At 72.5% G+C, this 25,116-nt stretch carries 26 protein-coding genes and 1 riboswitch; of the genes, 16 read left to right on the top strand and 10 right to left on the bottom strand.

Features of this window, described 5'->3' with window-relative positions:
• Positions 1 to 93 precede the first annotated feature (93 nt).
• From ACZ7L4_RS00470 to ACZ7L4_RS00455, 4 genes are read left to right on the top strand one after another with little or no spacing between them, the layout of a single operon-like run.
• Positions 94 to 1,296, top strand: a complete 1,203-nt coding sequence (locus ACZ7L4_RS00470) for an NAD(P)/FAD-dependent oxidoreductase (RefSeq protein WP_472098410.1) — start codon at positions 94 to 96, stop codon at positions 1,294 to 1,296.
• Between the two features lie 44 nt (positions 1,297 to 1,340).
• The gene (locus ACZ7L4_RS00465; RefSeq protein ID WP_472098409.1) at positions 1,341 to 2,792 is read left to right on the top strand and encodes an MBL fold metallo-hydrolase; all 1,452 of its coding nucleotides are present in this window, start codon (positions 1,341 to 1,343) and stop codon (positions 2,790 to 2,792) included.
• The gene (locus ACZ7L4_RS00460; RefSeq protein ID WP_472098408.1) at positions 2,789 to 3,628 is read left to right on the top strand and encodes a sulfite exporter TauE/SafE family protein; all 840 of its coding nucleotides are present in this window, start codon (positions 2,789 to 2,791) and stop codon (positions 3,626 to 3,628) included. The genes ACZ7L4_RS00465 and ACZ7L4_RS00460 overlap by 4 nt, the downstream gene beginning before the upstream one ends.
• A gap of 41 nt (positions 3,629 to 3,669) precedes the next feature.
• On the top strand, positions 3,670 to 4,470 hold the full coding sequence (locus ACZ7L4_RS00455; protein ID WP_472098407.1) for a GntR family transcriptional regulator: 801 nt from the start codon (positions 3,670 to 3,672) through the stop codon (positions 4,468 to 4,470).
• A 27-nt stretch (positions 4,471 to 4,497) separates the two neighbouring features.
• Here the strand turns inward: ACZ7L4_RS00455 and ACZ7L4_RS00450 are convergent, their stop codons facing one another.
• Positions 4,498 to 5,316, bottom strand: a complete 819-nt coding sequence (locus tag ACZ7L4_RS00450; protein ID WP_472098406.1) for a class I SAM-dependent methyltransferase — start codon at positions 5,314 to 5,316, stop codon at positions 4,498 to 4,500.
• A gap of 47 nt (positions 5,317 to 5,363) precedes the next feature.
• A complete protein-coding gene (locus tag ACZ7L4_RS00445) occupies positions 5,364 to 6,536 on the bottom strand; it encodes an FAD-dependent monooxygenase (protein ID WP_472098405.1) in 1,173 nt (390 codons plus the stop codon).
• Positions 6,537 to 6,624: 88 nt separating this feature from the next.
• On the opposite strand from ACZ7L4_RS00445, the gene ACZ7L4_RS00440 reads away from it, so the two are divergent.
• Positions 6,625 to 7,197 carry a TetR/AcrR family transcriptional regulator gene (locus ACZ7L4_RS00440; RefSeq protein ID WP_472098404.1) on the top strand — a complete coding sequence of 191 codons (573 nt, stop codon included), beginning with the start codon at positions 6,625 to 6,627 and terminating at the stop codon, positions 7,195 to 7,197.
• Between the two features lie 16 nt (positions 7,198 to 7,213).
• Here the strand turns inward: ACZ7L4_RS00440 and ACZ7L4_RS00435 are convergent, their stop codons facing one another.
• From ACZ7L4_RS00435 to ACZ7L4_RS00425, 3 genes are all read right to left on the bottom strand, one after another.
• Positions 7,214 to 7,825, bottom strand: a complete 612-nt coding sequence (locus ACZ7L4_RS00435) for a TetR/AcrR family transcriptional regulator (protein ID WP_472098403.1) — start codon at positions 7,823 to 7,825, stop codon at positions 7,214 to 7,216.
• Positions 7,826 to 8,039: 214 nt separating this feature from the next.
• Positions 8,040 to 9,485 carry a flotillin family protein gene (locus tag ACZ7L4_RS00430; RefSeq protein WP_472098402.1) on the bottom strand — a complete coding sequence of 482 codons (1,446 nt, stop codon included), beginning with the start codon at positions 9,483 to 9,485 and terminating at the stop codon, positions 8,040 to 8,042.
• Between the two features lie 76 nt (positions 9,486 to 9,561).
• On the bottom strand, positions 9,562 to 10,077 hold the full coding sequence (locus ACZ7L4_RS00425) for a hypothetical protein (RefSeq protein WP_472098401.1): 516 nt from the start codon (positions 10,075 to 10,077) through the stop codon (positions 9,562 to 9,564).
• Positions 10,078 to 10,247: 170 nt separating this feature from the next.
• Between ACZ7L4_RS00425 and ACZ7L4_RS00420 the strand changes: the two genes are divergently transcribed.
• The 5 genes from ACZ7L4_RS00420 to ACZ7L4_RS00400 all read left to right on the top strand — a co-directional run bounded on the left by ACZ7L4_RS00420 (position 10,248) and on the right by ACZ7L4_RS00400 (position 14,700).
• Positions 10,248 to 11,309, top strand: a complete 1,062-nt coding sequence (locus tag ACZ7L4_RS00420; RefSeq protein WP_472098400.1) for a PucR family transcriptional regulator — start codon at positions 10,248 to 10,250, stop codon at positions 11,307 to 11,309.
• A gap of 154 nt (positions 11,310 to 11,463) precedes the next feature.
• Complete coding sequence (gene dhaK / locus ACZ7L4_RS00415) at positions 11,464 to 12,456, top strand: dihydroxyacetone kinase subunit DhaK (protein WP_472098399.1); 993 nt, start codon at positions 11,464 to 11,466, stop codon at positions 12,454 to 12,456.
• Between the two features lie 55 nt (positions 12,457 to 12,511).
• A complete protein-coding gene (gene dhaL / locus ACZ7L4_RS00410; protein ID WP_472098398.1) occupies positions 12,512 to 13,120 on the top strand; it encodes a dihydroxyacetone kinase subunit DhaL in 609 nt (202 codons plus the stop codon).
• Positions 13,117 to 13,530: a dihydroxyacetone kinase phosphoryl donor subunit DhaM gene (gene dhaM / locus ACZ7L4_RS00405; RefSeq protein WP_472098397.1), complete on the top strand. Its 414-nt coding sequence runs from the start codon at positions 13,117 to 13,119 to the stop codon at positions 13,528 to 13,530. The genes dhaL and dhaM overlap by 4 nt, the downstream gene beginning before the upstream one ends.
• Before the next feature lie 171 nt (positions 13,531 to 13,701).
• Entirely contained in the window at positions 13,702 to 14,700 is a 999-nt protein-coding gene (locus ACZ7L4_RS00400; protein ID WP_472098396.1) for a fibronectin type III domain-containing protein, read from the top strand.
• Between the two features lie 12 nt (positions 14,701 to 14,712).
• Here ACZ7L4_RS00400 and ACZ7L4_RS00395 read toward each other — a convergent pair whose 3' ends face one another.
• Together ACZ7L4_RS00395 and ACZ7L4_RS00390 are read right to left on the bottom strand one after the other, a co-directional pair.
• Entirely contained in the window at positions 14,713 to 15,240 is a 528-nt protein-coding gene (locus tag ACZ7L4_RS00395; protein ID WP_472098395.1) for a PadR family transcriptional regulator, read from the bottom strand.
• A gap of 71 nt (positions 15,241 to 15,311) precedes the next feature.
• Complete coding sequence (locus ACZ7L4_RS00390) at positions 15,312 to 17,327, bottom strand: FAD-dependent oxidoreductase (protein ID WP_472098394.1); 2,016 nt, start codon at positions 17,325 to 17,327, stop codon at positions 15,312 to 15,314.
• A 150-nt stretch (positions 17,328 to 17,477) separates the two neighbouring features.
• Between ACZ7L4_RS00390 and ACZ7L4_RS00385 the strand changes: the two genes are divergently transcribed.
• The gene (locus ACZ7L4_RS00385; protein WP_472098393.1) at positions 17,478 to 17,936 is read left to right on the top strand and encodes a MarR family winged helix-turn-helix transcriptional regulator; all 459 of its coding nucleotides are present in this window, start codon (positions 17,478 to 17,480) and stop codon (positions 17,934 to 17,936) included.
• Between the two features lie 12 nt (positions 17,937 to 17,948).
• On the opposite strand, the gene ACZ7L4_RS00380 is transcribed toward ACZ7L4_RS00385, so the two are convergent.
• The gene (locus ACZ7L4_RS00380) at positions 17,949 to 18,692 is read right to left on the bottom strand and encodes a GNAT family N-acetyltransferase (RefSeq protein ID WP_472098392.1); all 744 of its coding nucleotides are present in this window, start codon (positions 18,690 to 18,692) and stop codon (positions 17,949 to 17,951) included.
• A 142-nt stretch (positions 18,693 to 18,834) separates the two neighbouring features.
• Here ACZ7L4_RS00380 and def point away from each other — a divergent pair, with 142 nt between their 5' ends.
• The gene (def, locus tag ACZ7L4_RS00375; protein ID WP_472098391.1) at positions 18,835 to 19,482 is read left to right on the top strand and encodes a peptide deformylase; all 648 of its coding nucleotides are present in this window, start codon (positions 18,835 to 18,837) and stop codon (positions 19,480 to 19,482) included.
• 3 nt (positions 19,483 to 19,485) lie between these two features.
• Here the strand turns inward: def and ACZ7L4_RS00370 are convergent, their stop codons facing one another.
• Together ACZ7L4_RS00370 and ACZ7L4_RS00365 are read right to left on the bottom strand one after the other, a co-directional pair.
• Complete coding sequence (locus ACZ7L4_RS00370) at positions 19,486 to 20,280, bottom strand: VOC family protein (RefSeq protein ID WP_472098390.1); 795 nt, start codon at positions 20,278 to 20,280, stop codon at positions 19,486 to 19,488.
• Positions 20,281 to 20,379: 99 nt separating this feature from the next.
• Positions 20,380 to 21,090, bottom strand: a complete 711-nt coding sequence (locus ACZ7L4_RS00365) for a class I SAM-dependent methyltransferase (RefSeq protein ID WP_472098389.1) — start codon at positions 21,088 to 21,090, stop codon at positions 20,380 to 20,382.
• 359 nt (positions 21,091 to 21,449) lie between these two features.
• Between ACZ7L4_RS00365 and rho the strand changes: the two genes are divergently transcribed.
• The 4 genes from rho (at position 21,450) to nicT (ending at position 25,061) form a co-directional block, all read left to right on the top strand.
• A complete protein-coding gene (gene rho, locus ACZ7L4_RS00360) occupies positions 21,450 to 22,601 on the top strand; it encodes a transcription termination factor Rho (RefSeq protein ID WP_472098388.1) in 1,152 nt (383 codons plus the stop codon).
• A 30-nt stretch (positions 22,602 to 22,631) separates the two neighbouring features.
• A complete protein-coding gene (locus tag ACZ7L4_RS00355) occupies positions 22,632 to 23,123 on the top strand; it encodes a GNAT family N-acetyltransferase (protein WP_472098387.1) in 492 nt (163 codons plus the stop codon).
• Between the two features lie 65 nt (positions 23,124 to 23,188).
• Positions 23,189 to 23,692, top strand: coding sequence for an inorganic diphosphatase (locus ACZ7L4_RS00350; RefSeq protein WP_472098386.1), 504 nt, complete (start codon positions 23,189 to 23,191; stop codon positions 23,690 to 23,692).
• Positions 23,693 to 23,695: 3 nt separating this feature from the next.
• Positions 23,696 to 23,911: riboswitch (cobalamin riboswitch) on the top strand.
• 31 nt (positions 23,912 to 23,942) lie between these two features.
• Positions 23,943 to 25,061 carry a Nickel transporter NicT gene (gene nicT, locus ACZ7L4_RS00345; RefSeq protein ID WP_472098385.1) on the top strand — a complete coding sequence of 373 codons (1,119 nt, stop codon included), beginning with the start codon at positions 23,943 to 23,945 and terminating at the stop codon, positions 25,059 to 25,061.
• The last annotated feature ends 55 nt before the right edge of the window (positions 25,062 to 25,116 follow it).

The following is a 25,116-nucleotide window of genomic DNA, read 5'->3' as shown; positions in this document are numbered from 1 at the left end:
CGTACACCTTGCGCCAGAATCCCTGGCGGCACTTGTACGACGGCGGACAGACGTTCTAGCGTAGATGTACGTACATTATCGGGAGGGATTCTCTTGGTGACCAAGCAGCACCACCGGACGGTGATCGTGGGCGGCGGCTCGGCCGGGGTTACGGTCGCGGCGCGGCTGCGGCGTGCCGGGGAGCGTGACGTCGCGGTCCTCGACCCCAGCGAGCGGCACTACTACCAGCCGCTGTGGACGCTGGTCGGCGGCGGGCGGGCGCCACTGAAGGAGAGTGTGCGGCCACAGGGATCCGTGATGCCGAAGGGGGTGCGGTGGATCCGGCGGGCCGCGGTCGCCGTCGACCCGGAGGCACAGGAGGTGGCCCTCGACGACGGCGGTGTCGTGCGCTACGACCATCTCGTGGTGTGCGCCGGCATCCAGTTGGACTGGGGCGGCGTCCCAGGACTGGAAGCCGGACTCGGGCAGGACGGGCTCTCCAGCAACTACCTGCCGCACACCGCACCCATGACCTGGCGTTTCATCCGCGACACCCGCTCGGGCAGCGCCGTGTTCAGCATGCCGCCCGGACCGATCAAGTGCGGCGGCGCCCCGCAGAAGATCGCCTACCTCGCCGCCGACCACTGGCGTCGGCAGGGCCTTCTCGGCCGGATGGACATCCACCTGGTGCTCCCGACCGACACCATCTTCGGCGTCCCGGAGTTCGCCCGGGTCCTGGAGGGCGTGGCCCGCCGGTACGGCATCCACGTCCACTACGGCAGCGAGGTCACCGAGGTCCGCCCCGAGGCCCGCGAGGTCGTCGTCAGTCACCTCGGCACGGGCGACAAGACCACGCTCCCGTACGACATGGCCCACCTCGTACCGCCCCAGAGCGCCCCGGACTGGATCAAGCGCGGACCGCTCGCCGACCCCGCCGACCCGGCCGGCTACGTCGAGATCGACAAGCACACGATGCGGCACGTCCGGTACCCCAACATCTGGGCCCTCGGCGACGCCGGCTCCTCGCCGAACTCGAAGACCGGCGCCGCCGTGCGCCAGCAGGCACCCGTGGTCGTCGAGAACCTGCTCGCGACGATGCACGGCCAGGAGCCGCTCGCCGTCTACAACGGCTACTCCTCGTGCCCGCTCACCACGGCCCGCAACAAGATGCTGCTCGCCGAGTTCGACTACAGCGGGCGGCCCGCCCCCTCGATCCCGCTGATCGACACGGTCCGCGAGCGCACCGACATGTGGTACCTCAAGCGGCACGGTCTGCCGTTCCTGTACTGGAACCTCATGCTCCGCGGCCTCGCGTGACCCGCACACCTCCCCCAAGCAGCTTCGCCACTCTGGAGTCCGCCATGCCCGTCACGCCCGTCACGCCCCAGGAGCCCGTCGCCCACGACGGCACCGGGCCGCTGGTGTTCGAGCAGTTCTACCTCGACTGTCTCTCGCACGCCTCGTACCTCATCGGCGACCGCACCACCGGCCGCGCCGTCGCGGTCGACCCCCAGCGCGATGTCAACGAATACCTCACCACCGCCGCACACCACGGCCTCACCATCGAGCGCGTCATCGAGACCCACGTCCACGCCGACTTCCTCTCCGGCCACCTGGAACTGGCCGAGCGCACCGGCGCCCGCATCTCCTACGGAGACACCGCCGACGTCGGCTTCGACACCGACCCCCTCGCCGACGGACAGCACATCCACCTCGGAGAGGTCGACCTGCAGATCCTGCACACACCGGGACACACCCTGGAGTCGGTCTGCGTCGTCGTCCGCGAGCACGCCACCGACCCCGTCCCCTACGGCGTCCTCACCGGCGACACCCTGTTCATCGGCGACGTCGGCCGCCCCGACCTGCTCAGCGCACGCGGCCGCTCCGCCGAGGAGATGGCCCGCGCCCTCTACCGCTCCACGCGCGAGCGCCTGCTCACTCTGCCCGACGAGACCCGCGTCTTCCCGGCACACGGGGCGGGCTCGGCCTGCGGCAAGAACCTCTCCACCGCGCTGAGTTGCACCATGGGAACGCAGCGCCGCACCAACTACGCCCTGGCCGACATGACCGAGGACGCCTTCGTCGAGGCCGTGACATCGGGCCAGTCCGCCGCGCCCGCCTACTTCTCGTTCACCTCCGCGCGCAACCGCGAGACACGTCCGGTGCTCGACGAGGACGCCCCCGTGCCCGCGCTCACCCCCGAGGCCGTACGAGCGGCCGTCGCGGGCGGCGCGACCGTCCTCGACACCCGGGCCCCGGACCCCTACGCCGCCGCCCACCTCCCCGGCTCGGTCAACGTCCCGCTCGGCGGCCGGTTCGCCGAACTCTGCGGCGAGGTCCTCCCGTCCGGCGCCGACCTCGTCCTGTGCGGGGACCCCGCCACCGCGCGCGAGGCCCGCAACCGCCTCGCCCGCATCGGCTACGACCGGGTCCTCGGCGCCCTGCCCGCCGACACACTGCCCGCGGCACACACGGTCTCGATGCCCCGCGTCGAGGCGGAGGCCCTCGCCGACCGCCTGGCCGAGAGCCCCCGGCCCTTCACCGTGCTCGACGTACGCGGCCCCGGCGAGATCCACGACACCGGCACCCTCCCCGGCGCCCGCACCGTCCCGCTGCCCGAACTGGTCGAACGAATACGTGACTTGACGGGCTCTCAGCCGATCGTCGTGGTCTGCGCGAGCGGCAACCGGTCCTCCGTCGCCGCCTCCGTGCTCCGGGCCCGCGGCCTCGACGCCGACGACCTGCGCGGCGGCTTCGCCGCATGGCGCGGACCGGCCGAGCACCCGTCCCGCGGGGGCGGCGTCCGCGCGTGAACATCCTGATCCTCGCCGTGCTCTGCGGCGCCGTCGTCGGCCTGGCCCTCGGCGGACTCGGCGGCGGCGGAGGCGTCCTCGCGGTCCCCGCCCTCGTCTACCTCCTGGGTGTCGACCCGGCCGACGCGGGCACCACAAGCCTCGTCATCGTCACCGTCACCTCGGCCACCGCCCTCGCCCGCCACGCCGGCACCGGAACCGTCCGCCGGCGGACCGGCGTCCTGTTCGCCGCGGTCGGCGCGGTGCCCACCATCGGGGCGTCGATGCTCGCGCACCGCCTCCCGCAGAACCTGCTCACCGGGGCCTTCGCCGTACTGGCCGGGGTGGCCGCCACCGTGATGCTGCGCGGCACCCGCACCCGTGATGACACGGCCCGCACCCGCCTACCCGCGCGGGCCGCGGCGGGGCCCGCCCCCGGCCACGTACACGTCCGAGAGACACAGGAGACAGTCGTCGAAGCCGACCGGGGCGGCCCTCTGCGGACCGCCGGCGCCGGAGCCGGCCTCGGCGCCGTGACCGGTCTCCTCGGCGTCGGCGGCGGCTTCCTCGCCGTACCCACCCTGGTGTCCGTACTGCGACTGCCGATGCGGGCGGCCGTCGGCACCAGCCTCGTCGTCACCCTCCTCAACTCACTGGTGTCCCTCACCACGCGCCTGACCACCGAGGGCATCTCCATCGACCCCGCGATACTCGGCCCCTTCGTCGGCGCCGCGATCCTCGGGGCGTGGGACGCCAGGCGGCTCGCGGCCAAGCTGTCCGGGCCGGCGCTGCAGCGCACCTTCGCGGTCCTCCTGCTCGCGACGGCGGCGTTCATGCTGGTGGATGCTTTCGTGTGAGCGGGGCCCGGCGTTTGCACCGCCTCCGCAAATCGACGAGCATGCATCCCGTGCCCACCAGCAGCTCGCAGTCCGGCCCCCGCCCGCTCACCCGCTCCAAGGGCAAGCCGCTGTGGTCCCAGCTCCGCGCCGACCTGCTGCGCCGCCTCGAGGACGGCGAGTTCCGGGACGTCTTCCCCGGCGAGCACGACCTCGTCGCCGAGTACCAGGTCAGCCGGCACACCGTCCGCGAGGCGCTGCGCACACTGCGCGCGGAGGGCCTGGTCACGGCGCAGCGCGGCAGGGTGTCCCGGTTCGCGGCGAGCCGCCCGCTGGAACAGAAGGTCGGCGAGGCCTACAGCCTGTTCCGCTCCGTCGAGGAGGTGGGCGCCGTCCAGCGCAGCGTCGTGCGCCGCCTCGACCAGCGGGCCGACGGTGTCATCGCCGCACGCCTCGGCCTGGAGGAGTCCACTCCCCTCGTGCACCTCGAACGTCTGCGCCTCGCCGACGGGGAGCCGCTCGCCGTCGACCGCGTCTGGCTCCCCGCGGACCTCGCCGGCCCGCTGCTGTCCGTCGACTTCACGCACACCTCGCTCTACGACGAGCTGGAACGCCACTGCCGTACGCACATCAGCGGCGGCTGGGAGCGGATCCGGGCCGTCGTGCCCACCCGCGCGGAGCGCAAGCTGCTCGACTGCCCCGAGTCCACGGCGCTGTTCGCGATCGACCGGCTCGGTCACGACGCGGACCGCCGCCAGGTCGAGTGGCGTCAGACGCTGGTCCGCGCCGACCGCTTCGCGGTGGCCGCCGCGTTCTCCGCGGACGACGGGTACCGCTTGGGCGGCCCCGTCCCCACCCCCTGACGGACCACTCCGGCTTCCGGCCGGGCGTCACAGCCGCCGCACCCGCAGCACCCCGGTCCGCATCGGCAGGGTGAACTCGCCGCGGGCGGTCTCCGGCACGCTCGCGAGGAAGCCACGGATCCGCCCGAGCAGCGCCTCCCGTTCCTCCTCCGGCATGACCAGCACTCCCGCACGCGTCGCGAGGGTCCGGACAAGGGAGTCCGCGGTGCGGCGCTGCCCGTGCGCGAACTCGGCCCGCTCCGGCGAACCGAACCGGGGAGCCGCCCCGTTCTTCGGAAGGTGCATGTCGGCGGTCGCGACGCGCCAGGCGGCGGGGGTGTCACGGGGACCGACGGCCGCACTGCCCGCGACCCGTGCCAGCCCGGCGACCCACTCCACCTCGTCGTCCATGAGGTTCCACAGCCCGGCCAGCACGCCGCCCGGCGCGAGGACACGCGCGATCTCGGGCCCCGCGACCGCCATGTCGAACCAGTGCATGGCGTTGCCCGCCAGCACGACATCGACCGAGGCGTCCGGCAGCGGAATCTCCTCGGCGCTGCCGGACAGCGCCCGGACACCCGGCAGCTCGCGCCGCAGCTCGCCGAGCATGGCCGCGTCCGGCTCCACGGCGACGACCTCGACGCCCAGCTCGTGGAGCGTGGCCGTCAACTTGCCGGTCCCGGCCCCGAGATCGAGCACACGCGCCCCGGGCGCGACATCGAGCGCCCAACGCACGGCGTCCCGCGCGTAGTCGGGCCGATGCTCGGCATACGAGACCGCCGCCGCACCGAACGAGGAGGCGTGCCGCCGCTGCTCGGCGTCTCGTGCCTGTTTTACGTGCCTGGATGAGATCGGATCGTGGTCCACGCGGTCACCGTAGCCGTACGGAGGTCACCGGGACGAGGGGACGTACGTCAGCCAACTCCCTTGTGGTAAAGGGTCGGTGGGGTCCAGTCGTGATGCCGCAGGATCATGCGGACGGCGGTACGGGAGGGTGTCAGGCGCATGGCCGTGTTGCGCAGCGCGACGGGCAGCGGGTGGGTGAGTCGCTGCCCCATGCGTCCGGCCTGGCGCGCGGCGCGTGCGACGGCCTGGCTGCGGGGACGGCGCTCGGCGTCGTAGCGGGTGAGCGCGGCCTCCACGGTGGGCGCGGAGCCGAGGGCGGCGGCGAGGGTGACCGCGTCCTCAAGGGCCTGGCAGGCGCCCTGCCCCAGGTTCGGTGTCATGGCGTGGGCCGCGTCACCGAGCAGCGCGATCCGGCCGACCACGTACGAAGGGAGCGGCGTACGCAGCTCGTTGACGTCGTGGTGCAGCACGGCGTCCGGGTTCGTCGCGTCGAGCAGCGCGGGGATCGGCTCGTGCCAGGCGCGGAACCGGCGCCGCATCTCGCGCAGTGGGTCGTCGAACCGCGTCCCCGCGGGGAGGTCGAGGACCGCGTGCCATTCGGCGCGTCCGTCCAGGAAGGCGATGTGCCCGAACTCGGCGCCCCGGCCCCAGGTCAGCTCGAAGTCGCTGCACAGGTCGAGCGGCTGCTCGGTGATGGCGCGCAGAACGGCCGAGCCACTGTGGGCGGGCCCCGGGTGCGAGGGGAAGAGCCGGCTCCGGATCTTGCTGCCGACACCGTCCGCCGCCACGACCAGATCGGCGTCGAGAAGCGTGTCGTCGCACTCGACCCGCACCGCGCGCGAACCGCCCTGCCGGACCGGCCCGGCCTCGCAGCCGACGACGAGCGCCTCGTCGGGCAGGGCCGCACGCAACAACCGGTGCAGGGTGGCACGCGGGATCCCCATGATGGGTGCGCCGACCGCCTTCTCCAGCGCCGCGCCGTCCATCCGGGCGAGCCGACGGCCGCCCGGTGTGCGGGTGCCCCCGGTGTACTGGCCCCGGGACGCGGCCCGCACCGCATCGCCCACACCGAGTCCGTCCAGCGCCCGCAGCCCGTTGGCGGCCAGCGAGATGCCCGCGCCCGCGTCGCCGAGCACCGCCGCGCGCTCGACGACCACCGCCTCCCAGCCGACGCGGCGCAGCCCGATCGCGGCGGCGAGCCCGCCGATACCGCCTCCGACGACGACCGCACGTTTCCCCATGCCGAACCCCTCCACTCCGCCTTCTACATCTGTAGAAGGCATTGGAGGACGGACCCTATCCGAACCTCTACAGGTGTAGAAAGGAGCCATGGCACCAGCGGACAAGGCAACGGACCGGCGCACCCTCCTCGCGGACGCGGCGCTCGACGTACTCGCCGACGACGGGATCCGCGGCCTCACCCACCGCGCGGTCGACCGCCGGGCGGGCCTGCCGACAGGCACCACGTCGGCGTACTTCCGCACCCGGGCCGCCCTGCTCACCGGACTCGTCACCCGCCTCGTCCAACTCGACCAGGCGGAACTGCAGTCGACGGCCGAGCGGCTCACCCCGCTGCGCAACCCCGCCGACGTCGTGAACGGCATGACGCTGCTGACCCGGCAGCGGCTCACCGGCGAGGGCCGCCGCCGTTCACTGGCCCGCTACGCCTGCGCCGTCGAGAGCGTGCGCGACCCGGAGCTGCGGGAGATCCTCGTCCCCCGCGAGAACGCCGGCCGCGAGGCGGTCCGCTCGTTCCTCACCGAACGCGGCGTGCCCGACGCCGAGTCCCGCACCCACACCCTGCTGTCCTGCATCGACGGCCTGGTCTTCGACCACCTCGTGAACGGCGGCGAGGTACCGCGCGAGGCCCTGGAGGGACTGTTGGCGGCGGCGCTGCGCTAGGCGCTGGCGCCCGGGCTCATGCCCGAGCCGCCCTCCGCACCGAACGCGGCCGGTACTCCACCACCGTCAGCGCCAACGACACGTACCGCTCGACGAGTTCGCCGGGGGTCACCTCGCCGTCGGTGCGGTACCACTGGGCGATCGCGTTGCACATCGCGATCACGGCGCGGCGCGCGTCGTCGGGGTGGGGGGTCAGGAAGACGCCCTCGGCGACGCCCCGTTCGATGACCTCGCGGAACTGCTGGGTGCCGCGTTCCTCGTTCTTGCGGTAGCGGGCGAGGTGTTCGGGTTCCAGGCTGCGGCCCTCGGTCAGCACGATGCTGCTCTTGACCGGGTGCTCGATGCGGAACTGGACCGTCGCGGTGACCAGGGCCTCGAGCTGCTCGGCGGGGTCGTCGCCGGCTTCTTCGAGGGCGGTGCCGCAGGCGCCGAAGTAGGCGTCGAGGCCCTCTTCGAGGATGGCGACGAGGAGGTCCTGCTTGCCCTTGTAGTAGTAGTACAGCGCGGACAGGCTGACACCGGCGCGGCCCGCGATGTCGCGGATCGAGGTGGCCCCGTAGCCCTGCTCGGAGAACTCTTCGCGGGCGGCCTCGATGATGGCCCGGTGACCTGCGGGGCGAGTGGACACGATGCTCCGATCTGCTGGGCCGCTCAGTCCGCCCCGCGACTGAACAATCGTAAAGCCGGCGACGGAGCCGTCATCGTAGCGCCGTGTGTCCTCGGCGCCGAGCCCGCGCCGGTCTCGTTTTCCGCCTGACCAATCTAACGAACGTTCAGGAAATGCCCGGCTCGGTGGTCTGCCCCCGTGCAGACCGCCGAGCCGGGCGCTCAGCCGGAGTGTGTCACTCCGTGATCTCGATGTGGCCGTTCGGCGCCCCCGCGCCCGCAGGCTCCGCCGCCTTCGGGGCCGGCACCGCGCCCTTGCCGCCGGTGATGTTCTTCAGCAGGGCGGCCAGGTCCACGCCGGTCGTGGAGTTCAGGAGCTCCACGCCCTGCGCCACGTTGTCGGCGACCGTACGGGACAGCTGGCTCGCCCCGTCCGTGGAGATCACCGTCATCTTGTCGACGGCGCCCAGCGGTTCGGAGGCCTTGGCGACGACCTGCGGCAGCACCTCGACCAGCATCTGCAGCACGGCCGCGTCGCCGTACTGCGCGAACGCGTCGGCCTTCTTCTGCATGGCCTCGGCCTCGGCGGCGCCCTTCGCGCCGATCGCCGCCGCCTCGGACTCGCCCTCGAGCCGGACCGCGTCCGCGAGCGCCGCACGGTGCGCCCGCTCGCCCTCACCGGTGAGGCGGGACCGCTCGGCGTCGGCCTCGGCCTGCTTGACCATGCCGATCCTGCGGGCCTCGGCCTCCTGCTCGGCCTGGTAGCGGGCGGCGTCGGCGGGCTTGCGGACCTTCGTGTCCAACTCGCGGTCGGTCAGGGCCGCCTGACGCTGTGCCACCTTCTCCTGCTCGGTCAGCACCTCCTGCTGCCGGGCCGCGTCGGCGAGCGGACCGGCGGCGTTCGCCTGCGCCGCGGCCCGGTCCGTCTCCGCCTTGATCTCGGCCTGCTTCAGCGCGAACGTCCGCTGGGCGACCGCGATCTCCTCCTCGGCCTTCAGCCGCGCCTGCTCGGAGGCGCGGCGCGCGACGGCCTCGGCGATGTCGGCCTCCTGCTTGGCGCGGGCGGCCTCGGGCCGGCCCAGGTCCTCCAGGTAGGAGCCCTCGGTGGTGATGTCCTGGATCTGGAAGGCGTCCAGGACCAGGCCCTGCCCGGACAGCGACGCCTCCGCCTCCTCGGCGACCTGCCCGGCGAACGCGGCCCGGTCCCGGATGACATCCTCCACGGACATCCGCCCGACGATGGACCGCAGCGCGCCCGACAGCACTTCCTGCGTGAAGCCGACGATGCCGTCCTGCTGCATCAGGAACCGCTGGGCGGCGGCGCGGATCGAGTCCTCGGTGCCGCCGACCTTGACGATCGCGACGCCTTCGAGGTTCGCCTTCACCCCGCGCAGGGTGACCGCGCCGCGCACCGCGACGGGGATGTGCCGCGAGGACAGGTCGAGCGTGAACTTCTGCTGCACGAACGGCACGACGAAGACGCCGCCGCCGACCACGACCTTCTGGCCGCTGTTGTCGGTGACGACGTGGCCGGTCTCGGGATCGGTGGACTTCTTGCCGCGCCGCCCGGTGACGATGAACGCCTCGCTGGGCCCCGCGACCTTGTAGCGGGTGATGACGACGAGCGCCAGCAGGACCAGGAGTACGACGACTCCGGCCACGGCGATGGTGACAGGGCTCATGATGGCTTCCCCCTCTGCCTCCCTGGGGACGGCAGTCGGTTACTGAGTGAGCGGTGGGCGACCGGCGGTCGGCCGGTCAGCGGTCGACGGTGCGGACCTCGACCGAGGTCGGCGACAGGATGTCCGCCACCCACACCTCGGCGCCGCGGGCGACGGCGATCCGGCTCTTCGCCGAGAACTTCACCGGCTGGCCCGCGAGCTGGAGCAGCACCTCGCCGTATCCGTCGACCGGGATGGCGGTGACCACGGTGCCCGCGCTGCCGACGAGGTCGTCGCCGCGGGGAGTGACCGCGGTCTGGTCCCGCATCAGCGCGCGGGTCAGCTTCCATGTCAGCCAGCCGGCGCCGCCCCCCGCGACGGCACCGACGGCGGTGGCGGGTCCGGCACCGAGGTCGGTGGTGCCGAGCACGATCGCTCCGCCGAATCCGAGCATCGACACGAAGCCCGCGATCACGGGCAGCGACAGCAGGCCGTCGAACAGCCCGTCCAGCGCCCCGATCCCGTCGAAGAGCCCCTCCAACACCCCGTCAAGCACCAGGGACAGTGCGAGCAGCACCACTCCCGCGATCCCGAGTCCGAGAAACCACGTCATGTCACTGGCCTCCCTGGCTCTCCCGCGTCCGCCTGCTGCCCCGAATGTTGTCATGGGCAACCACCTGAAGTACCTTCCGGATCCCGGCAATCTTTACGCGATTTTGATGCCTACTTGCGCATACGTTAAAAAGTTCGGGGAGCACAAGGCACCGCGATGGGGGGGTGGGCATGGCGTCGCAGCAGGGCGTCCCCGACGAGTATCTGGACGGGTATGTCCGGGCCGTGGCCGATGCCTCAGCGACCGGTCGCCGGCTGACCCGGGACGAACTCGACGCGCGGCGCGCGCTGGGCGAGCGCGCGGCGGAGGCCGGTCTCGGGCTGCGTGCCCTGGTCGCCGCCCACCTCGCGTGCACGCACACCGGCAATCTGGGCACGAGGGCGGCCCTCGACTCCGTCGTCGCGGCCGGCGCCCAGGCCATCGACGCGTTCGCCGAGGGCTACGAGCGCGCGCAGCGCCAGACCATGCGCCGGGAGGAGGCGGCCCGCCGCGAGTTCATCGACGACCTGCTCTACGGCCGCAGCGACCTGGGCAAACTCGCCGAGCGCGCGGAGCGGTTCGGGCTGCGCCTGTCCGACGAGCACGCCATAGCCGTGGCCCGCGGCGACAGCGCGTACGAGGAGGGCGACACCGTCCCGCGCGAGATCGAGCGCGCGGTGATCGCCCGCTTCGGCAACCGGAACATCCTGCTGACCACCAAGGACGGCCGGCTCGTCTGCATCGCCCCCGGCGACCAGAGCGAGGTGCTCACCTACTTCGCCAAGCAGGCGTACGCCGCCGCCGACGGGGGCCAGGTCGCCATCGGCCGCCCGCAGTCGGGACCGAGCGGCGTCGTCCAGTCCTACGAGGAGGCGTTGGGCGCGCTGGACCTCGCCAGCCGCCTCGGCCTGGACGCCCCCGTGCTGCGCTCGGCCGACCTGCTCGTCTACCCCGTCCTCACCCGCGACCGGCAGGCCATGACGGACCTGGTCCACAACACGCTGGGGCCGCTGCACCAGGCCCGGGGCGGCGCCCAGCCGCTGATCGACACGCTGATGGCGTACTTCGACTCCGGCTGCGTGTCGGCCGAGGCCGCCCGCCAACTGTCGCTCAGCGTGCGGGCGTTCACGTATCGCCTCGCCCGCATCCACCAGCTCACCGGCATCGACCCCGCGGTGCCGGCCGACCGCTACACGTTGCAGACCGCGGTGATCGGCGCGCGCCTCCTCGACTGGCCGTCGGACGCCTCCTGAGACGGCCGGCCCCGTGGTGGCACCGGCCCGCATCTCCACGGCTGCCACGCGGAGCGAGTCGCAACGGGTGCCCAAGGCGGCCGCTGCGTCGATACTGGCGAGGGACCGGAAGACGCCGCCGAGCGCCGCCTGCCAACGCCACCCGGAGGTACCAGTGAAGATGCTGATCAACGTAGCCGAGACCGTCGTCCCCGACGCCCTGCGCGGGATGGCCGCCGCGCATCCCGAACTGAATGTGGACGTCGAGAACCGGGTGATCGTGCGCCGGGACGCGCCGGTGGCCGGGAAGGTGGCGTTGGTCTCGGGCGGCGGGTCGGGGCACGAGCCGCTGCACGGCGGGTTCGTCGGCCCCGGGATGCTCGCCGCGGCCTGCCCGGGTGAGGTGTTCACCTCGCCGGTGCCCGACCAGATGGTGCGGGCAGCCGCCGCGGTGGACAGCGGCGCCGGCGTGTTGTTCATCGTGAAGAACTACACCGGTGACGTGCTGAACTTCGACATGGCCGCCGAGCTCGCCGAGGACGAGGGCGTCCAGGTCGCCAAGGTGCTCGTCAACGACGACGTCGCGGTCACCGACTCCCTCTACACCGCCGGGCGGCGCGGCACCGGCGCCACCCTCTTCGTCGAGAAGATCGCGGGGGCCGCCGCCGAGGAGGGGCAGCCGCTGGAGCGCGTCGAGGCGATCGCCCGGCAGGTCAATGAGAACGCGCGGAGCTTCGGCGTCGCGCTGAGCGCCTGCAGTACGCCCGCCAAGGGCGCGCCCACGTTCGATCTGCCGTCCGGCGAGCTGGAGTTGGGGATCGGGATCCACGGCGAGCCCGGCCGGGAGCGGCGGCCCATGATGACGTCCGGGGAGATCGCGGACTTCTCCGTGAACGCCGTCCTGGAGGACCTCAACCCCAACAGCCCCGTGCTGGTGCTGGTCAACGGGATGGGTGCCACGCCGCTGCTCGAGCTCTACGGGTTCAACGCCGAGGTGCAGCGGGTGCTGGAGGAGCGCGGCGTACCCGTCGCCCGCACGCTCGTCGGGAACTATGTCACCTCGCTCGACATGGCCGGTGCTTCGGTCACGATCTGCCAGGCCGACGAGGAACTGCTGCGGCTGTGGGACGCGCCCGTCAGCACGGCCGGGCTCCGCTGGGGCATGTGACCCGCCTGCCCGGGCATCCGACCACGTCAACGAACCTGAACAGCAAGGAGATCACGTGCTCGACGCCGACTTCTTCCGGCGCTGGCTGACGGTGGCCGCCGCGGCCGTGGACCGTGAGGCCGACCGGCTCACCGACCTCGACTCGCCGATCGGCGACGCGGACCACGGCAGCAATCTGCAGCGCGGCTTCAACGCCGTGCGGGCCACCCTCGACAAGGACGCTCCGGACACTCCGGGGGCCGTACTGACCACGGCCGGACGGCAGTTGATCTCGACGGTGGGCGGCGCCTCGGGGCCGCTGTACGGGACGCTTCTGCGCCGCACAGGCAAGGCGCTGGGCGACGCGGCCGAGGTCGGCGAGGCGGACTTCGCGCAGGCGCTGAAGGCCGGGGTCGACGCGGTCGCCGCTCTCGGCGGGGCCGCCCCCGGCGACAAGACGATGCTCGACGCCCTCGTGCCGGCGGTGGAGGCGCTCGGCGACGGCGACTTCGCGGCGGCACGGTCGGCGGCCGAGCACGGGGCCGAGGCCACCACCCCGCTGCAGGCCCGCAAGGGGCGGGCGAGCTACCTCGGTGAGCGCAGCATCGGGCACCAGGACCCGGGTGCCACGTCGTCCGCGCTGCTGATCGCGGCGCTGGCCGAGGCGGCGGGAGGCGAATCGTGAGCGCCCCCGGCAAGCCCGTCGGCATCGTGCTGGTGTCGCACAGCAAGGACGTCGCCGAGTCCGTTGCGCGGCTCGCGACCGGGCTGTCGGGTGGCGGCGACACCGCGCCCGTCGCGGCGGCGGGCGGCACGGAGGACGGCGGCCTCGGCACCAGCTCCGAGCTGATCTCGGCGGCCGCCGCCGAGGTCGACCGGGGCGCGGGCGTCGCGGTCCTCGTCGATCTCGGCAGCGCGGTGCTGACCGTGAAGGCGCTGCTGGCCGAGGGCGACGAACTCCCGGACGGCACACGCCTGGTGGACGCCCCCTTCGTGGAGGGCGCGATCGCCGCGGTCGTCACCGCCTCGACCGGAGCGGACCTGGACGCGGTCGCCGCGGCGGCCTCGGAGGCGTACACGTACCGCAAGGACTGAGGGACCACTTCTCGAAGAGCCTTCGACAACGAACCTTCGAGAACGAGCCGTTGAGAACGAGCCGTCGAGAACGAGGCTTTGGTACAGACCTGTTGGCGCGAACCCCTTGAGGAATGCCCGCCTCTCGTGCCATACAGGTCTGTACCAATCCGCTCGAACGGAAGGCCCTCCGTGCGACGCCTCCCCCCACGCGCCCTGCTCGCCCGCGCGCTCTGCGCCGCCGCGCTCGTGCCCGCGCTCGCCTCCTGCGGCCTCCTCTCCGACAGCGCGCAGGCCGAGGGTCCGGCCCTGTCGGCGCCTGCCGGGGTCACCGCGCAGGCCGGGAGCGCCACGTCCGTGCACGTCATGTGGAACCGCCCCGCGAGCACGGCCGAGGTCAAGGGCTACGAGGTGTACCGCGGCGCCAAGCGCGTGAAGCGGCTGCCGGCGGAGCGGCACATGGTGGACGTCACGGGGCTCTCCCCCACGTCCCGCTACGTGTTCACGGTGCGCGCCCGCGGCACCGACGGCTCCCTCGGCCCGGCGAGCACGCGTGTCACCGTCACGACCCCGGCCGCCGTCAAGGAGGACCGCGCCGCGCCGACCCGCCCGACCGGACTGCGCGGAGAGGCGGACGGGAGCCGGGCCGTGTCGCTCACGTGGCGCGCGGCGACGGACGACCGGGGCGTCGCCTCGTACGACATCTACCAGGGCGCCACGAAGATCCACAGCGTCGGCGGCAAGGAGACGCGGGCCCTGGTCACCGGGCTACGGCCCGGCACCGCGTACGCGTTCAGCGTGCGCGCCCGGGACGCCGCCGACAACGCCTCCGCCGCGAGCGGGACCCTCCGCCTGACGACCGCGCGGGGCAACGGCGAGCAGGGGCCCGGCACCGCCCCGTCCGAGTTCGAGGCGTCGACGCGGCGCGCGAAGGGCGCGTACTACCTCGACCTTGCGTGGACGCCGCCGCGGACCGGCGGCGAGGTCCCGGCGTACCAGGTGTTCCTGGACGGCCGGGAGGCGACGACGGTGATGTGGGGCGAGGGCGCGCCGGCCGACTCGGCGACGTACAGCTTCTACATCGGCAAGAAGCCGCACGTGACGCACCGGGTGAAGCTGCGCGCGCAGTTGCCGGACGGGACGTGGGGCGCGTTCTCGGCGGAGCGGAGCGTGGTCACGGGGCGGGACTGAGGTTCACGGCCCTCAGTCCAGTTCGGCGATGGTGCGCTCCAACCAGTCCACCCAGAACCGTTCGAGATCGATGCCCGCGCGCAGCACCGCGTGTTGCAGGCGGTCCGCCTCGCTGTTCTTCTCCGGCGGGAAGTCCCGCTTCTCGATGTCCTCGTACGTCGCCAACTGCTCGCGGTGCAGGGCGAGATGGCGCGTCAGGTCCTCGGCGATGCCCGCCGTGCCGACCACGGCCGCCGAGCGCAGGCGCAGCGGCAGCGGGTCGCGCATCGGCTTGGGGTCGTGCGGGGTGGCGGTCCAGCGGGCGAGTTCGGCCCGGCCCTCGGGCAGGACCTCGTACTCCTTCTTCTGGCCGCGCGCCGGTGTCTCGGTGGGCAGCGCGCGGATCAGACCCTCGCGTTCGAGTTTGCCGAGCTCCCGGTAGATCTGCTGGTGCGTGGCCGACCAGAAGTAGCCGATGGACTTGTCGAACCTGCGGGTCAGTTCGAGGCCCGACGACGGCTTCTCCAGGAGCGCCGTGAGGATCGCGTGCGGGAGTGACATGGTGCCCAGAGTACGAGGAGGTGGAGGGTGGCCACGCGTCCGGCGGGCCCGGACACGTGACCACCCGGTCTCTACAGGGCCGCCGCGACCTCGGTGCCCTGCTTGATGGCGCGCTTGGCGTCGAGCTCGGCCGCGACGTCGGCGCCGCCGATCAGGTGCGGGGTGCGCCCGGCGGCGACCAGGTCGTCGTAGAGCGAGCGGTGCGGCTCCTGGCCCGCGCACAGGACGACGGTGTCGACGGGGATGAGGGACTGCTCGCCCTCGACGGTGATGTGCAGGCCCGCGTCGTCGATCAGGTCGTACGTGGCGCCCGCGACCATGGTGACGCCGCGGTGGCGCAGCTCGGTGCGGTGGATCCAGCCGGTCGTCTTGCCGAGGCCCGCGCCGACCTTCGTGGTCTTGCGCTGGACGAGGTGCACCTGGCGGGGCGGGGTGGGCCGCTCGGGCTTGGCGAGGCCGCCGCGGTCGGCGTAGTCCAGGTCGACGCCCCACTGCCGGAAGTACGTGGCCGCGTCCAGGCTCGCCTTCGAGCCGTCGTCGGTGAGGTACTCGGCGACGTCGAAGCCGATGCCGCCCGCGCCGATGATCGCGACGCGGTCGCCGACGGGGGCGCCGCCGCGCAGGACGTCGAGGTAGCTGACGACGCTCGGGTGGTCGACTCCGTCGATCGCCGGGGTGCGCGGGGTGACACCGGTGGCGACGGCGACCTCGTCGTAGGAGTCGAGGTCGCCGGCCTCGACGCGGGTCTCCAACTTGACGGTCACGCCGTGCAGTTCGAGCTGCGTGCGGAAGTAGCGCAGCGTCTCGTCGAACTCCTCCTTGCCGGGGACCCGGCGGGCGACGTTGAGCTGCCCGCCGATCTCGGCGGCGGCGTCGAAGAGGGTCACGTCGTGGCCGCGCTCGGCGGCGCTGACGGCGCAGGCGAGCCCGGCGGGGCCCGCGCCGACGACCGCGACGCGCTTGCGGATCCGGGTCGGCGACAGGACCAGTTCGGTCTCGTGGCAGGCGCGCGGGTTCACCAGGCAGGAGGTGATCTGGAGGCTGAAGATGTGGTCCAGGCAGGCCTGGTTGCAGCCGATGCAGGTGTTGATGGTGTCGGAGCGGTCGGCCGCCGCCTTGTTCACGAACTCCGGGTCGGCGAGCATCGGGCGCGCCATGGAGACCATGTCGGCGGCGCCGTCGGCGAGCAACTCCTCGGCGAGTTCCGGGGTGTTGATGCGGTTGGTGGTGACGAGCGGGACGTTCACCTCGCCCATGACCTTCTTGGTGACGAAGGTGTACGCGCCGCGCGGCACGGACGTCGCGATGGTGGGGATGCGGGCCTCGTGCCAGCCGATGCCGGTGTTGATGATGGTGGCTCCGGCCGCCTCGATCTCCTTCGCGAGGTGGACGACCTCGTCGAGGGTGGAGCCGCCGGGGACCAGGTCCAGCATGGACAGGCGGTAGATGAGGATGAAGTCGGGGCCGACGCGCTCGCGCACGCGCCGCACGATCTCGACGGCGAACCGGATCCGGTTCTCGTAGGAACCGCCCCAGCGGTCCTCGCGGTGGTTGGTGGCGGAGACGATGAACTCGTTGATGAGGTAGCCCTCGGAGCCCATGACCTCGACGCCGTCGTACCCGGCGGACTTGGCGAGCTCGGCGGCGCGCGCGTAGTCCTCGATGGTCCGCTCGATCTCGTCGTCGGTGAGGGCGCGCGGGACGTGGGCGCTGATCGGCGCCTGGACGGCGCTCGGCGCGACGAGGCCCGCGTGGTGCGCGTACCGGCCGAAGTGCAGGATCTGCATGGCGATCTTTCCGCCCGCCGCGTGCACGGCGTCGGTGACCTCGCGGTGCTGCGCGGCCTCCGCCTCGTCTGTCATCTTGGCGCCGCCCTCGAAGGAGCAGCCCTCGGCGTTGGGCGCGATGCCACCGGTGACCATGAGGCCGACGCCGCCGCGGGCACGGGTGGCGTAGAACTCGGCCATGCGCGCGAACCCGTTCGGGGCCTCCTCCAGGCCCACGTGCATCGAGCCCATCAGGACGCGGTTGGGGAGCGTCGTGAAACCGAGGTCGAGCGGGGCGAGCAGGTGCGGGAAGCGGCTCATGGGGCCCTCCGTGAGCGGTGAACGGTCGAAACAGTTGTAGAGGACACCGCCCCGCTTTTGCAACAAGTTGCATAAGAGATCCGCGCCACGTGCCAGGCCCCCTTGACCGTGGGGTTGTAGAGTGCAACGAGCACCCCGAAAGGAACCGCCGTGGCACAGCCAGATCGCGCGACCGACCGTGAGGCGGCCGTGGAGACCATTCAGCGCGAGCTGACCTCGTTCGCCCGGCGCGCCCGGGCCACCGCCGCGCGCATGCACCCGGAGCTGTCGCTCGTCTCGTACTCGCTGCTCGCCCACCTCGACGAGCGGGGCGGCTGCCGGGCCACGGACCTGGCGGCGCACTACGCCCTCGACAAGTCGACCGTCAGCCGCCAGGTGGCCGCCCTGCAGCGGGCGGGGCTCGTGATCCGGCGCGTGGACCCCGACGACCACCGGGTGCAGGTCCTGCACCCGACCGAGGCCGGCGCGGACGTACTGCGCCAGGTGACCGTCAACCGCCGCCAGATCTTCGGCGAGCGGCTCGCGGACTGGCCGGAGGAGGACCTGGAGAGGTTCGCGGACTACCTGGTGCGCTACAACCACGCGTCCCAGGAGGAGCCGGACGCGTAGGCAGCGTCGGGGCTACCGCGGGGCGCGCACCGTCCGGAAGCGGGTCGTGTCGCGCAGGTGGAAGCCGAGGGACTCGTAGAGCCGGATCGCGTTCGCATTGCCCGCGCCGGTGTGCAGGAACGGGGTCTCGCCGCGCTCCTGGACGACGGCCGCGACGGCCTTCACCAGCCGTCCGGCCAGCCCCTTGCCCCGGTGGTCCGGGTCGGTGCACACGGCGCTGACCTCGGTGTGTCCGGGCAGGTGCAGGCGCTCCCCCGCCATGGCGATGAGCTTTCCGCCCTCGCGGACGCCCAGGTACGTGCCGAGCTCGATGGTGCGGGGCGTGAACGGGCCCGGCTGGGTGCGGGCCACCAGGTCGAGCATCTCCGGTACGTCGTCGGCGGTGAGCAGGACGGCATCCGGGTCCGGGGCCGCGTCCACCGCGTCGCCCACCATGCGCACGCCCGCGTGGTCCACCGTCGTCTCCCAGCCCTCCGGCAGCTCGATGTCGGTGCCGAGCAGCGGCAGGGTTCCGTCGGGCGCGGCGAAGGCGGCGAGGCCCGCCCAGTCCTCGGGTCCCGGGTCGGGCGGCAGCGCGGTCCACGGCGTGACGGCGGCGGGGTAGCGCAGGGCGCGGCCGCTGCGCTCGGCGAAGTGCGCGTGCGGGCCGGTGAGCGCGGCGTACGCGGGGTGGTCGAGGGGGTGGAACCCGCGCTCGGTGTGCGGGGCGGGACCCGTGGCGCCCTCGTGTGCTGCGTACGTCTGCGTCTGCGTCATCCGTCGGAACCTTCGAACCTTCTCCTGTGCCACCGCCGCCCCATCCGTACGGGACGACCACAAGATCAGAACCGCCGGGAACGCCACCGCATTCCCGGACCCCGCGGGACGCGCCCGTGATCACTCTTGGCATCCTGACGCCATGCCGTTCACGTCACTGAGTGATCACGTCGAGTCCCTGCTCACCGCCGAGGGACCGCTGCCGATCGTCGCCGCGGGCGACCCGGTGCTGCGCCGCCCCGCCGAGCCCGTCGACGGACAGCTGTCGGACGAGCTGCTCGCCCGGCTGATCGCCGCGATGCGGGTCACCATGCACGCCGCACCCGGCGTGGGCCTGGCCGCGCCGCAGATCGGCGTGCCGCTGCGGCTCGCCGTCATCGAGGACGCGGCAGCGGTGAGCGAGGAGGTGCGAGCGGCGCGGGGCCGGACGCCGCAGCCGTTCCGGGTGCTGCTCAACCCGTCGTACGAGGACGCGGGCGGGCGCCGCGTCGCCTTCTACGAAGGGTGCCTGAGCGTGCCGGGCTACCAGGCCGTGGTCGCCCGGCACGAGCGTGTGCGGCTGCGCGCCCTCGACGAGCGGGGGCGCGCGGTGGACGAGGAGTTCTCGGGCTGGCCCGCGCGGATCGTGCAGCACGAGACGGACCACCTGAACGGCACGCTCTACCTGGACCGGGCGGAGATCCGGTCCCTGTCGTCCACGCAGACCACCGAAGCAGTGGAGCGGTGGGCGCAGCCGACACCCGAACTCGCCGCGCGGGAGCTGGGGTTCGGCCTGCCGTCGTCCGACTGACCGTCAGGACATGTTCGGCATCTCGCCCTTGGTGGACGTCACGTCGATGACCGAGAACGCGGCACCCTGCGGGTCGCCGACCGCCGCGAACCGGCCGAAGGGCGTGTCGATCGGCCCGAAGTGCAGCTTGCCGCCGAGGCGTTGGACGGTGGAGACAGCCGCGTCGCAGTCCTCGACGACGAAGTACACGTTCACGTACGACGGGACGTGCGGCGGGAAGTCGTCCGTCATCTGCATGCGGCCCATGGTGGGCTCGCCGTTCAGCTCCCACACGTTGAAGTCGACGTGCTCGTCCTCCATCTTCTTCACGTCGTAGCCGAAGACGGCCGGGAAGAAGGAGTCGGTCCGCGCGGCGTTGCGGGTGTTGACCTCGGCCCAGCAGAACGCGCCGGGCTCGTTGACCTTCTCGAAGCCCTCGTGGGTGTCGGGCTGCCAGACGCTGAAGACGACACCGGCGGGATCCTGGGCAGTGACCATCGTGCCGAAGGAGGCGACCTGCATCGGGTCCATCATGAGGCTGCCGCCCGCGCCCTTGATCCGCTCGGCGACCGCCTCGATGTCCGCGGTGGCGAGATACAGGTTCCAGGCGGGGTGCACGCCCTCGGCGCCGGGCATCTGCGGCACGAGCGCCGCCACCCGCTTGCCGTCGGGCGTCCTGGCCTGCGTGTAGTTGCCGAACTCGGCACTGCCCTCGTCGTAGGTCCAGCCGAACAGCTCCGTGTAGAAGCCCTTCGCGGCCTCCAGGTCGGGGAACATGGCGTCGGCCCAGACCGGCGCGCCTTCAGGACGAGCGGACATGACGCGGCACCCTTCCGTCGGCCACCGGGCACGACGCGGCCCGGCAGGTATGGGTACACGCTAGGCGCGGCGGGCGCGGGGCGCGATCCGGCGGACCCGTCAGCGGCGCGTGGCCACCACCAGTCGGCACCGCGGGCTGCCGTCGGGGCGCTCGCCGAGGTCGGGCAGGGCGTACAGCGCGACGTCGAAGCCCGCGTGGTCCAGTGCGCGGCGTACGTCGGCGAGGCGGAACGGCCGGTAGTACATGACGAACGGGGGCCGCCACACCGCGTTGCGCACCCGCATCGCGCCGTCGAAGCCGAGCATCGCCCAGTAGCCCAGCGATCCCGGGCCCGCGGGCGCGGGCAGCGGGAACGCGAACTGCCCGCCGGGGCGCAGCACTTGGCACACCTCGGAGAACAGCCGCGGCCACTCGCGCGGAAGGAAGTGGCCGAACGCGCCGAAGCTCACGACCAGGTCGAAGACCTCGCCGAAGGGCAGCGCGAGGGCGTCCCCTCGGACGTGGCCCGCGGTCGGTTCGGCGCGCCGCGCCACGTCCAGCATGCCGCCGCTGAAGTCCACGCCCACGGCCCGCCCGACACCCGCCTCGCGCAGCACGCGCAGGCCCGCCCCGGTGCCGCAGCACAGGTCGAGCCCGGTGTCGTACGGGCCGAGGCCGGCGAGCGCGCGGCCCACCGCGTCGAGCACGACGTCCGGGGTGCGGAACGGCGTGTGGTCGAACTTCGGCGCCAGCAGGTCGTAGCCGCGCTCGACCGAGGACAGCGCCTGAACGGCCAGCTCGCGGAGGGTGGGACCCTGATCGGTGAACATGGCGGATCAGCATAGGGCGGGCACGCGCCGAAGCGGGGGCTTGCCGCGCGGCGGGTGTCCGGTGGTACGGTCTTAGCGGTACATGTGCTCGCCCGTTTCGAGGCGCCGGTACCGAATCTCTTCTCTCAGCGCACGCGGGTCGACCGTCTCCCGGTCACCGCACAGCGCACGTCATCCCTGGTCAGCGGCTTCTGGCGGGCTCTTCACCCGTTGCCGTTCCTCCAGGTTCTCCCCGGCCGCGGGGCGCGCTCTGCCGCCCCTGCCACTCGCCGGATCCCACCCCTTCCCTGCCCTTGTACGCCCGCCGCCGGACGCCTGCCGCGTCCGCGGCTCGGCCCGCGAAAGGACCTGTGATCGTCATGACCACGGCCACCACCACCATGAGCACCACCCCCGCACCTCAGGACCAAGAACCCGTCCGCGCCGCCGGCGTCCTCGACATCGGCGGGAACGGGCACGGTTTCCTGCGCGCTGCCGACCTGGAACCCACGTCGCACGACGTGCAGGTCCCCGCCCACCTCATCCGTCGACTCGGCCTGCGCAAGGGCGACTTCGTCGAGGGCACGTGCGGGAAGCCGCACACCCTCGCCCACGTCGAGACCGTCGGCGGCGCCCCCGCCGACGCGAGCCGCGCCCGCCCGCGCTTCGCCGACCTCACCCCGCTCCACCCCAGCGAGCGCTTCCGCCTTGAGTACCCGGCCGCCGGGCTCGCCGGACGCGTCGTCGACCTGTTCACGCCCGTCGGCAAGGGGCAGCGCGGCCTGATCGTCGCGCCGCCGAAGACCGGCAAGACGGTACTGCTGCAGCAGCTCGCCGCGGCGTTCGCCGCGAACCACCCCGAGGTCCATCTCATGGTGGTGCTCGTCGACGAGCGCCCCGAGGAGGTCACCGACATGCGGCGATCCGTGCGCGGCGAGGTGTACGCCTCGACGTTCGACCGTCCGGCGAAGGCCCACATCGCGCTCGCCGAACTCGCCGTGGAGCGTGCCAAGCGCCTCACCGAGCAGGGCCGCGACGTGGTGATCCTCCTCGACTCCCTCACCCGGCTGTGCCGGGCGCACAACAACGCGGCCTCGACCAGCGGCCGCACCCTGTCCGGCGGTGTGGACGCCGCGGCCCTGCACGGACCGAAGCGGTTCTTCGGCGCGGCCCGCGACGCCGAGGAGGCCGGCTCGCTGACCATCCTCGCCACCGCCCTCGTCGACACCGGCTCCCGCGCCGACGACTACTACTTCGAGGAACTGAAGAGCACCGGCAACATGGAGCTGCGCCTCGACCGCGTCCTCGCGCAGCGCCGCGTCCACCCCGCCGTCGAGCTCACCCCCTCCGGCACCCGCCGCGAGGAACTCCTGCTGCCCGCCGCCGAGTTGAGCGTCGTGCGCGGACTGCGGCGCGCCCTGCAGAGCCGGGACCCGGCCGCCTCCTACGAGGCCCTGCTCGACAAGCTGCGCCAGACCCCGGACAACGCCGCGTTCCTGCGCCAGGCGCACTCCACGGTGCCCACGGCCTGACCCCGCCCCCGAGTGCGTAATACTCGACACATGAACGCGAGCATTACGCGCCGTGGCGGGCCCCCGGCCGTCACCGTCCGGCGGGCCACCGCCCGGGACGCCCGGCGCCTCACCCGCCTCGTGCGCGGCTCCAGCGCCTACCGGGACCCGTACGCCTCCATGGTCGCGGGCTACCGGGTGGGCCCCGACTACATCGAGGCGCACCACGTGTACGTCGCCGTGGACCAGGCCGACGAGCGGGTGCTCGGCTTCTACGCGCTGCTCGCCGAGCCCCCGGAGCTGGACCTGATGTTCGTCGCCGACGAGGCGCAGGGCCGGGGCATCGGGCGGCTGCTCGTCGACCACATGCGTACGCAGGCGCGGGCCGCGGGCCTCGACCACGTCCGCGTCGTCGCGCACCCGCCCGCCGAGGGCTTCTACCGCGGCATGGGCGCGCGCCGCACCGGCACGGTGCCCGCGCGCCCGCCGGCCGTCGCCTGGGACCGGCCCGAACTCGAATTCCCCATTCCCCCGGCCGCCTGAGGGGTTCCGCCCTCGCCCGGTACGGCGCACACTCGGGGGCGTCGGAATGCGGCAAGGAGGCCACATTGGGCAGCAGTCAGGCACGCGCCGAGGCGTTCGACGTGATCGTGGAGATCCCGCAGGGATCCCGGAACAAATACGAGATGGACCACGATCTCGGCCGGATCCGGCTCGACCGGATGCTGTTCACGTCGACGCAGTACCCCGCGGACTACGGCTACATCGAGGGCACGCTCGGCGGCGACGGCGACCCGCTGGACGCGCTCGTCCTGACCGGCGACGCGACGTTCCCCGGCTGCGCCATCGAGTGCCGGGCGATCGGCATGTTCGTGATGAGCGACGAGAAGGGCCCGGACGAGAAGGTCCTGTGCGTCCCCGCGCACGACCCGCGGCACGACGCGACCCGGGACATCGAGGACATCCCCGAGTTCGACCGCCTGGAGATCACCCACTTCTTCGAGGTCTACAAGGATCTCGAACCGGGCAAGTCGGTCGACGGTTCCCACTGGGAGGGCCGGGAGAAGGCCTACGAGGAGATCCGCCGGGCCCGCGAGCGCGCTTCCGGGTAGGTGTTAGGTTGGTCGGGCCGTGGTGCTCGGGAAGACCGGTGACGGCCCCTCAGGGGCCCATTCCGGAGCGGCCCTCGCCACTGTGATCGGGTTTCGGACAGCGACGTCCGGAGCGCGCCGTTCCACCCTGTGCGCCACTGGCGGCCGTCGGCCGCTGGGAAGGCCGGAGCGGCGGGCACGCCCGTAAGCCAGGAGACCGGCCGCGGCATCTCACGAAGTGATCCACGAGGTGCTGGAGCGTGATCGACGCATGACCCTGCCCGGGAACTCCCCGACCCCTGCCCTGAACACCCCCTCCCCTGCCTTCCGCTGGCGCCGCGAGGACACGCTGCGCACGGCCGGACTGATCGCGGTGATCGCCGCGCTGCACGTCGTCGCGTTCGGCGTGCTCTTCCTGCTCGTCGTCCCCGAGCACTACGAAGTCGGCAACAAGGCCTTCGGCATCGGCCTCGGCATCACGGCGTACACGCTCGGCATGCGGCACGCCTTCGACGCCGACCACATCGCCGCCATCGACAACACCACCCGCAAGCTGATGGCGGACGGCAAGCGGCCCGTCTCGGTCGGCTTCTGGTTCGCGCTCGGCCACTCCAGCGTGGTGGTGGCCATGGCGGCGCTCGTCGCCGGCGGCGCTGCGCTCGCCGGCACCCTCATGAACGACAACTCGCCCACCCACCAGGTGCTCGGCGTCGTCGGCACGACCGTCTCCGGTACGTTCCTGTACCTCATCGCGGCGCTCAACCTCGTTGCCCTGATGGGCATTCTGAAGGTCTTCAAGGCGATGCGCGCGGGCTCGTACGACGAGCGGCGGCTCGAGGAGCACCTGGACTCGCGCGGGTTCATGAACCGGATCCTCGGCCGCTTCACCAGGTCCATCACCCGGCCAGGACAGATGTTCCCGCTGGGCTTCCTCTTCGGCCTCGGCTTCGACACCGCGACCGAGGTGACACTGATGGTGATGGCGGGCAGCGGAGCCGCCGCCGGCCTGCCCTGGTACGCGATCCTGTGCCTGCCGCTGCTGTTCGCCGCGGGCATGAGCCTGTTCGACACGCTCGACGGCACGTTCATGAACTTCGCCTACCAGTGGGCGTTCTCCAACCCGGTGCGCAAGGTGTTCTACAACCTCACCATCACCGGTCTGTCGATCGCGGTCGCGTTCTTCATCGGGACCATCGAACTCGTGGGCGTGCTGCACGACAAGCTCGACCTGAGCGACGCGGTGACCGGGTGGATCGCCGGGCTCGACCTCGACAACGTCGGGTACGTGATCGTGGGCCTGTTCGTGGTCGTGTGGGCGGCGGCGATCGCCTACTGGCGGCTCGCGCGGGTCGAGCAGCGGTGGTCGGCGCGGGTGGCCGACGCCGGATAAATCGGTTGCCGGGGTGCGCGGCACACTGCTGCACTGATCCCTGTGCGGCAACTGC

Source organism: Streptomyces sp. NPDC107575 (assembly GCF_055657265.1).
This window is presented reverse-complemented; position numbering and strand designations above follow the sequence as displayed.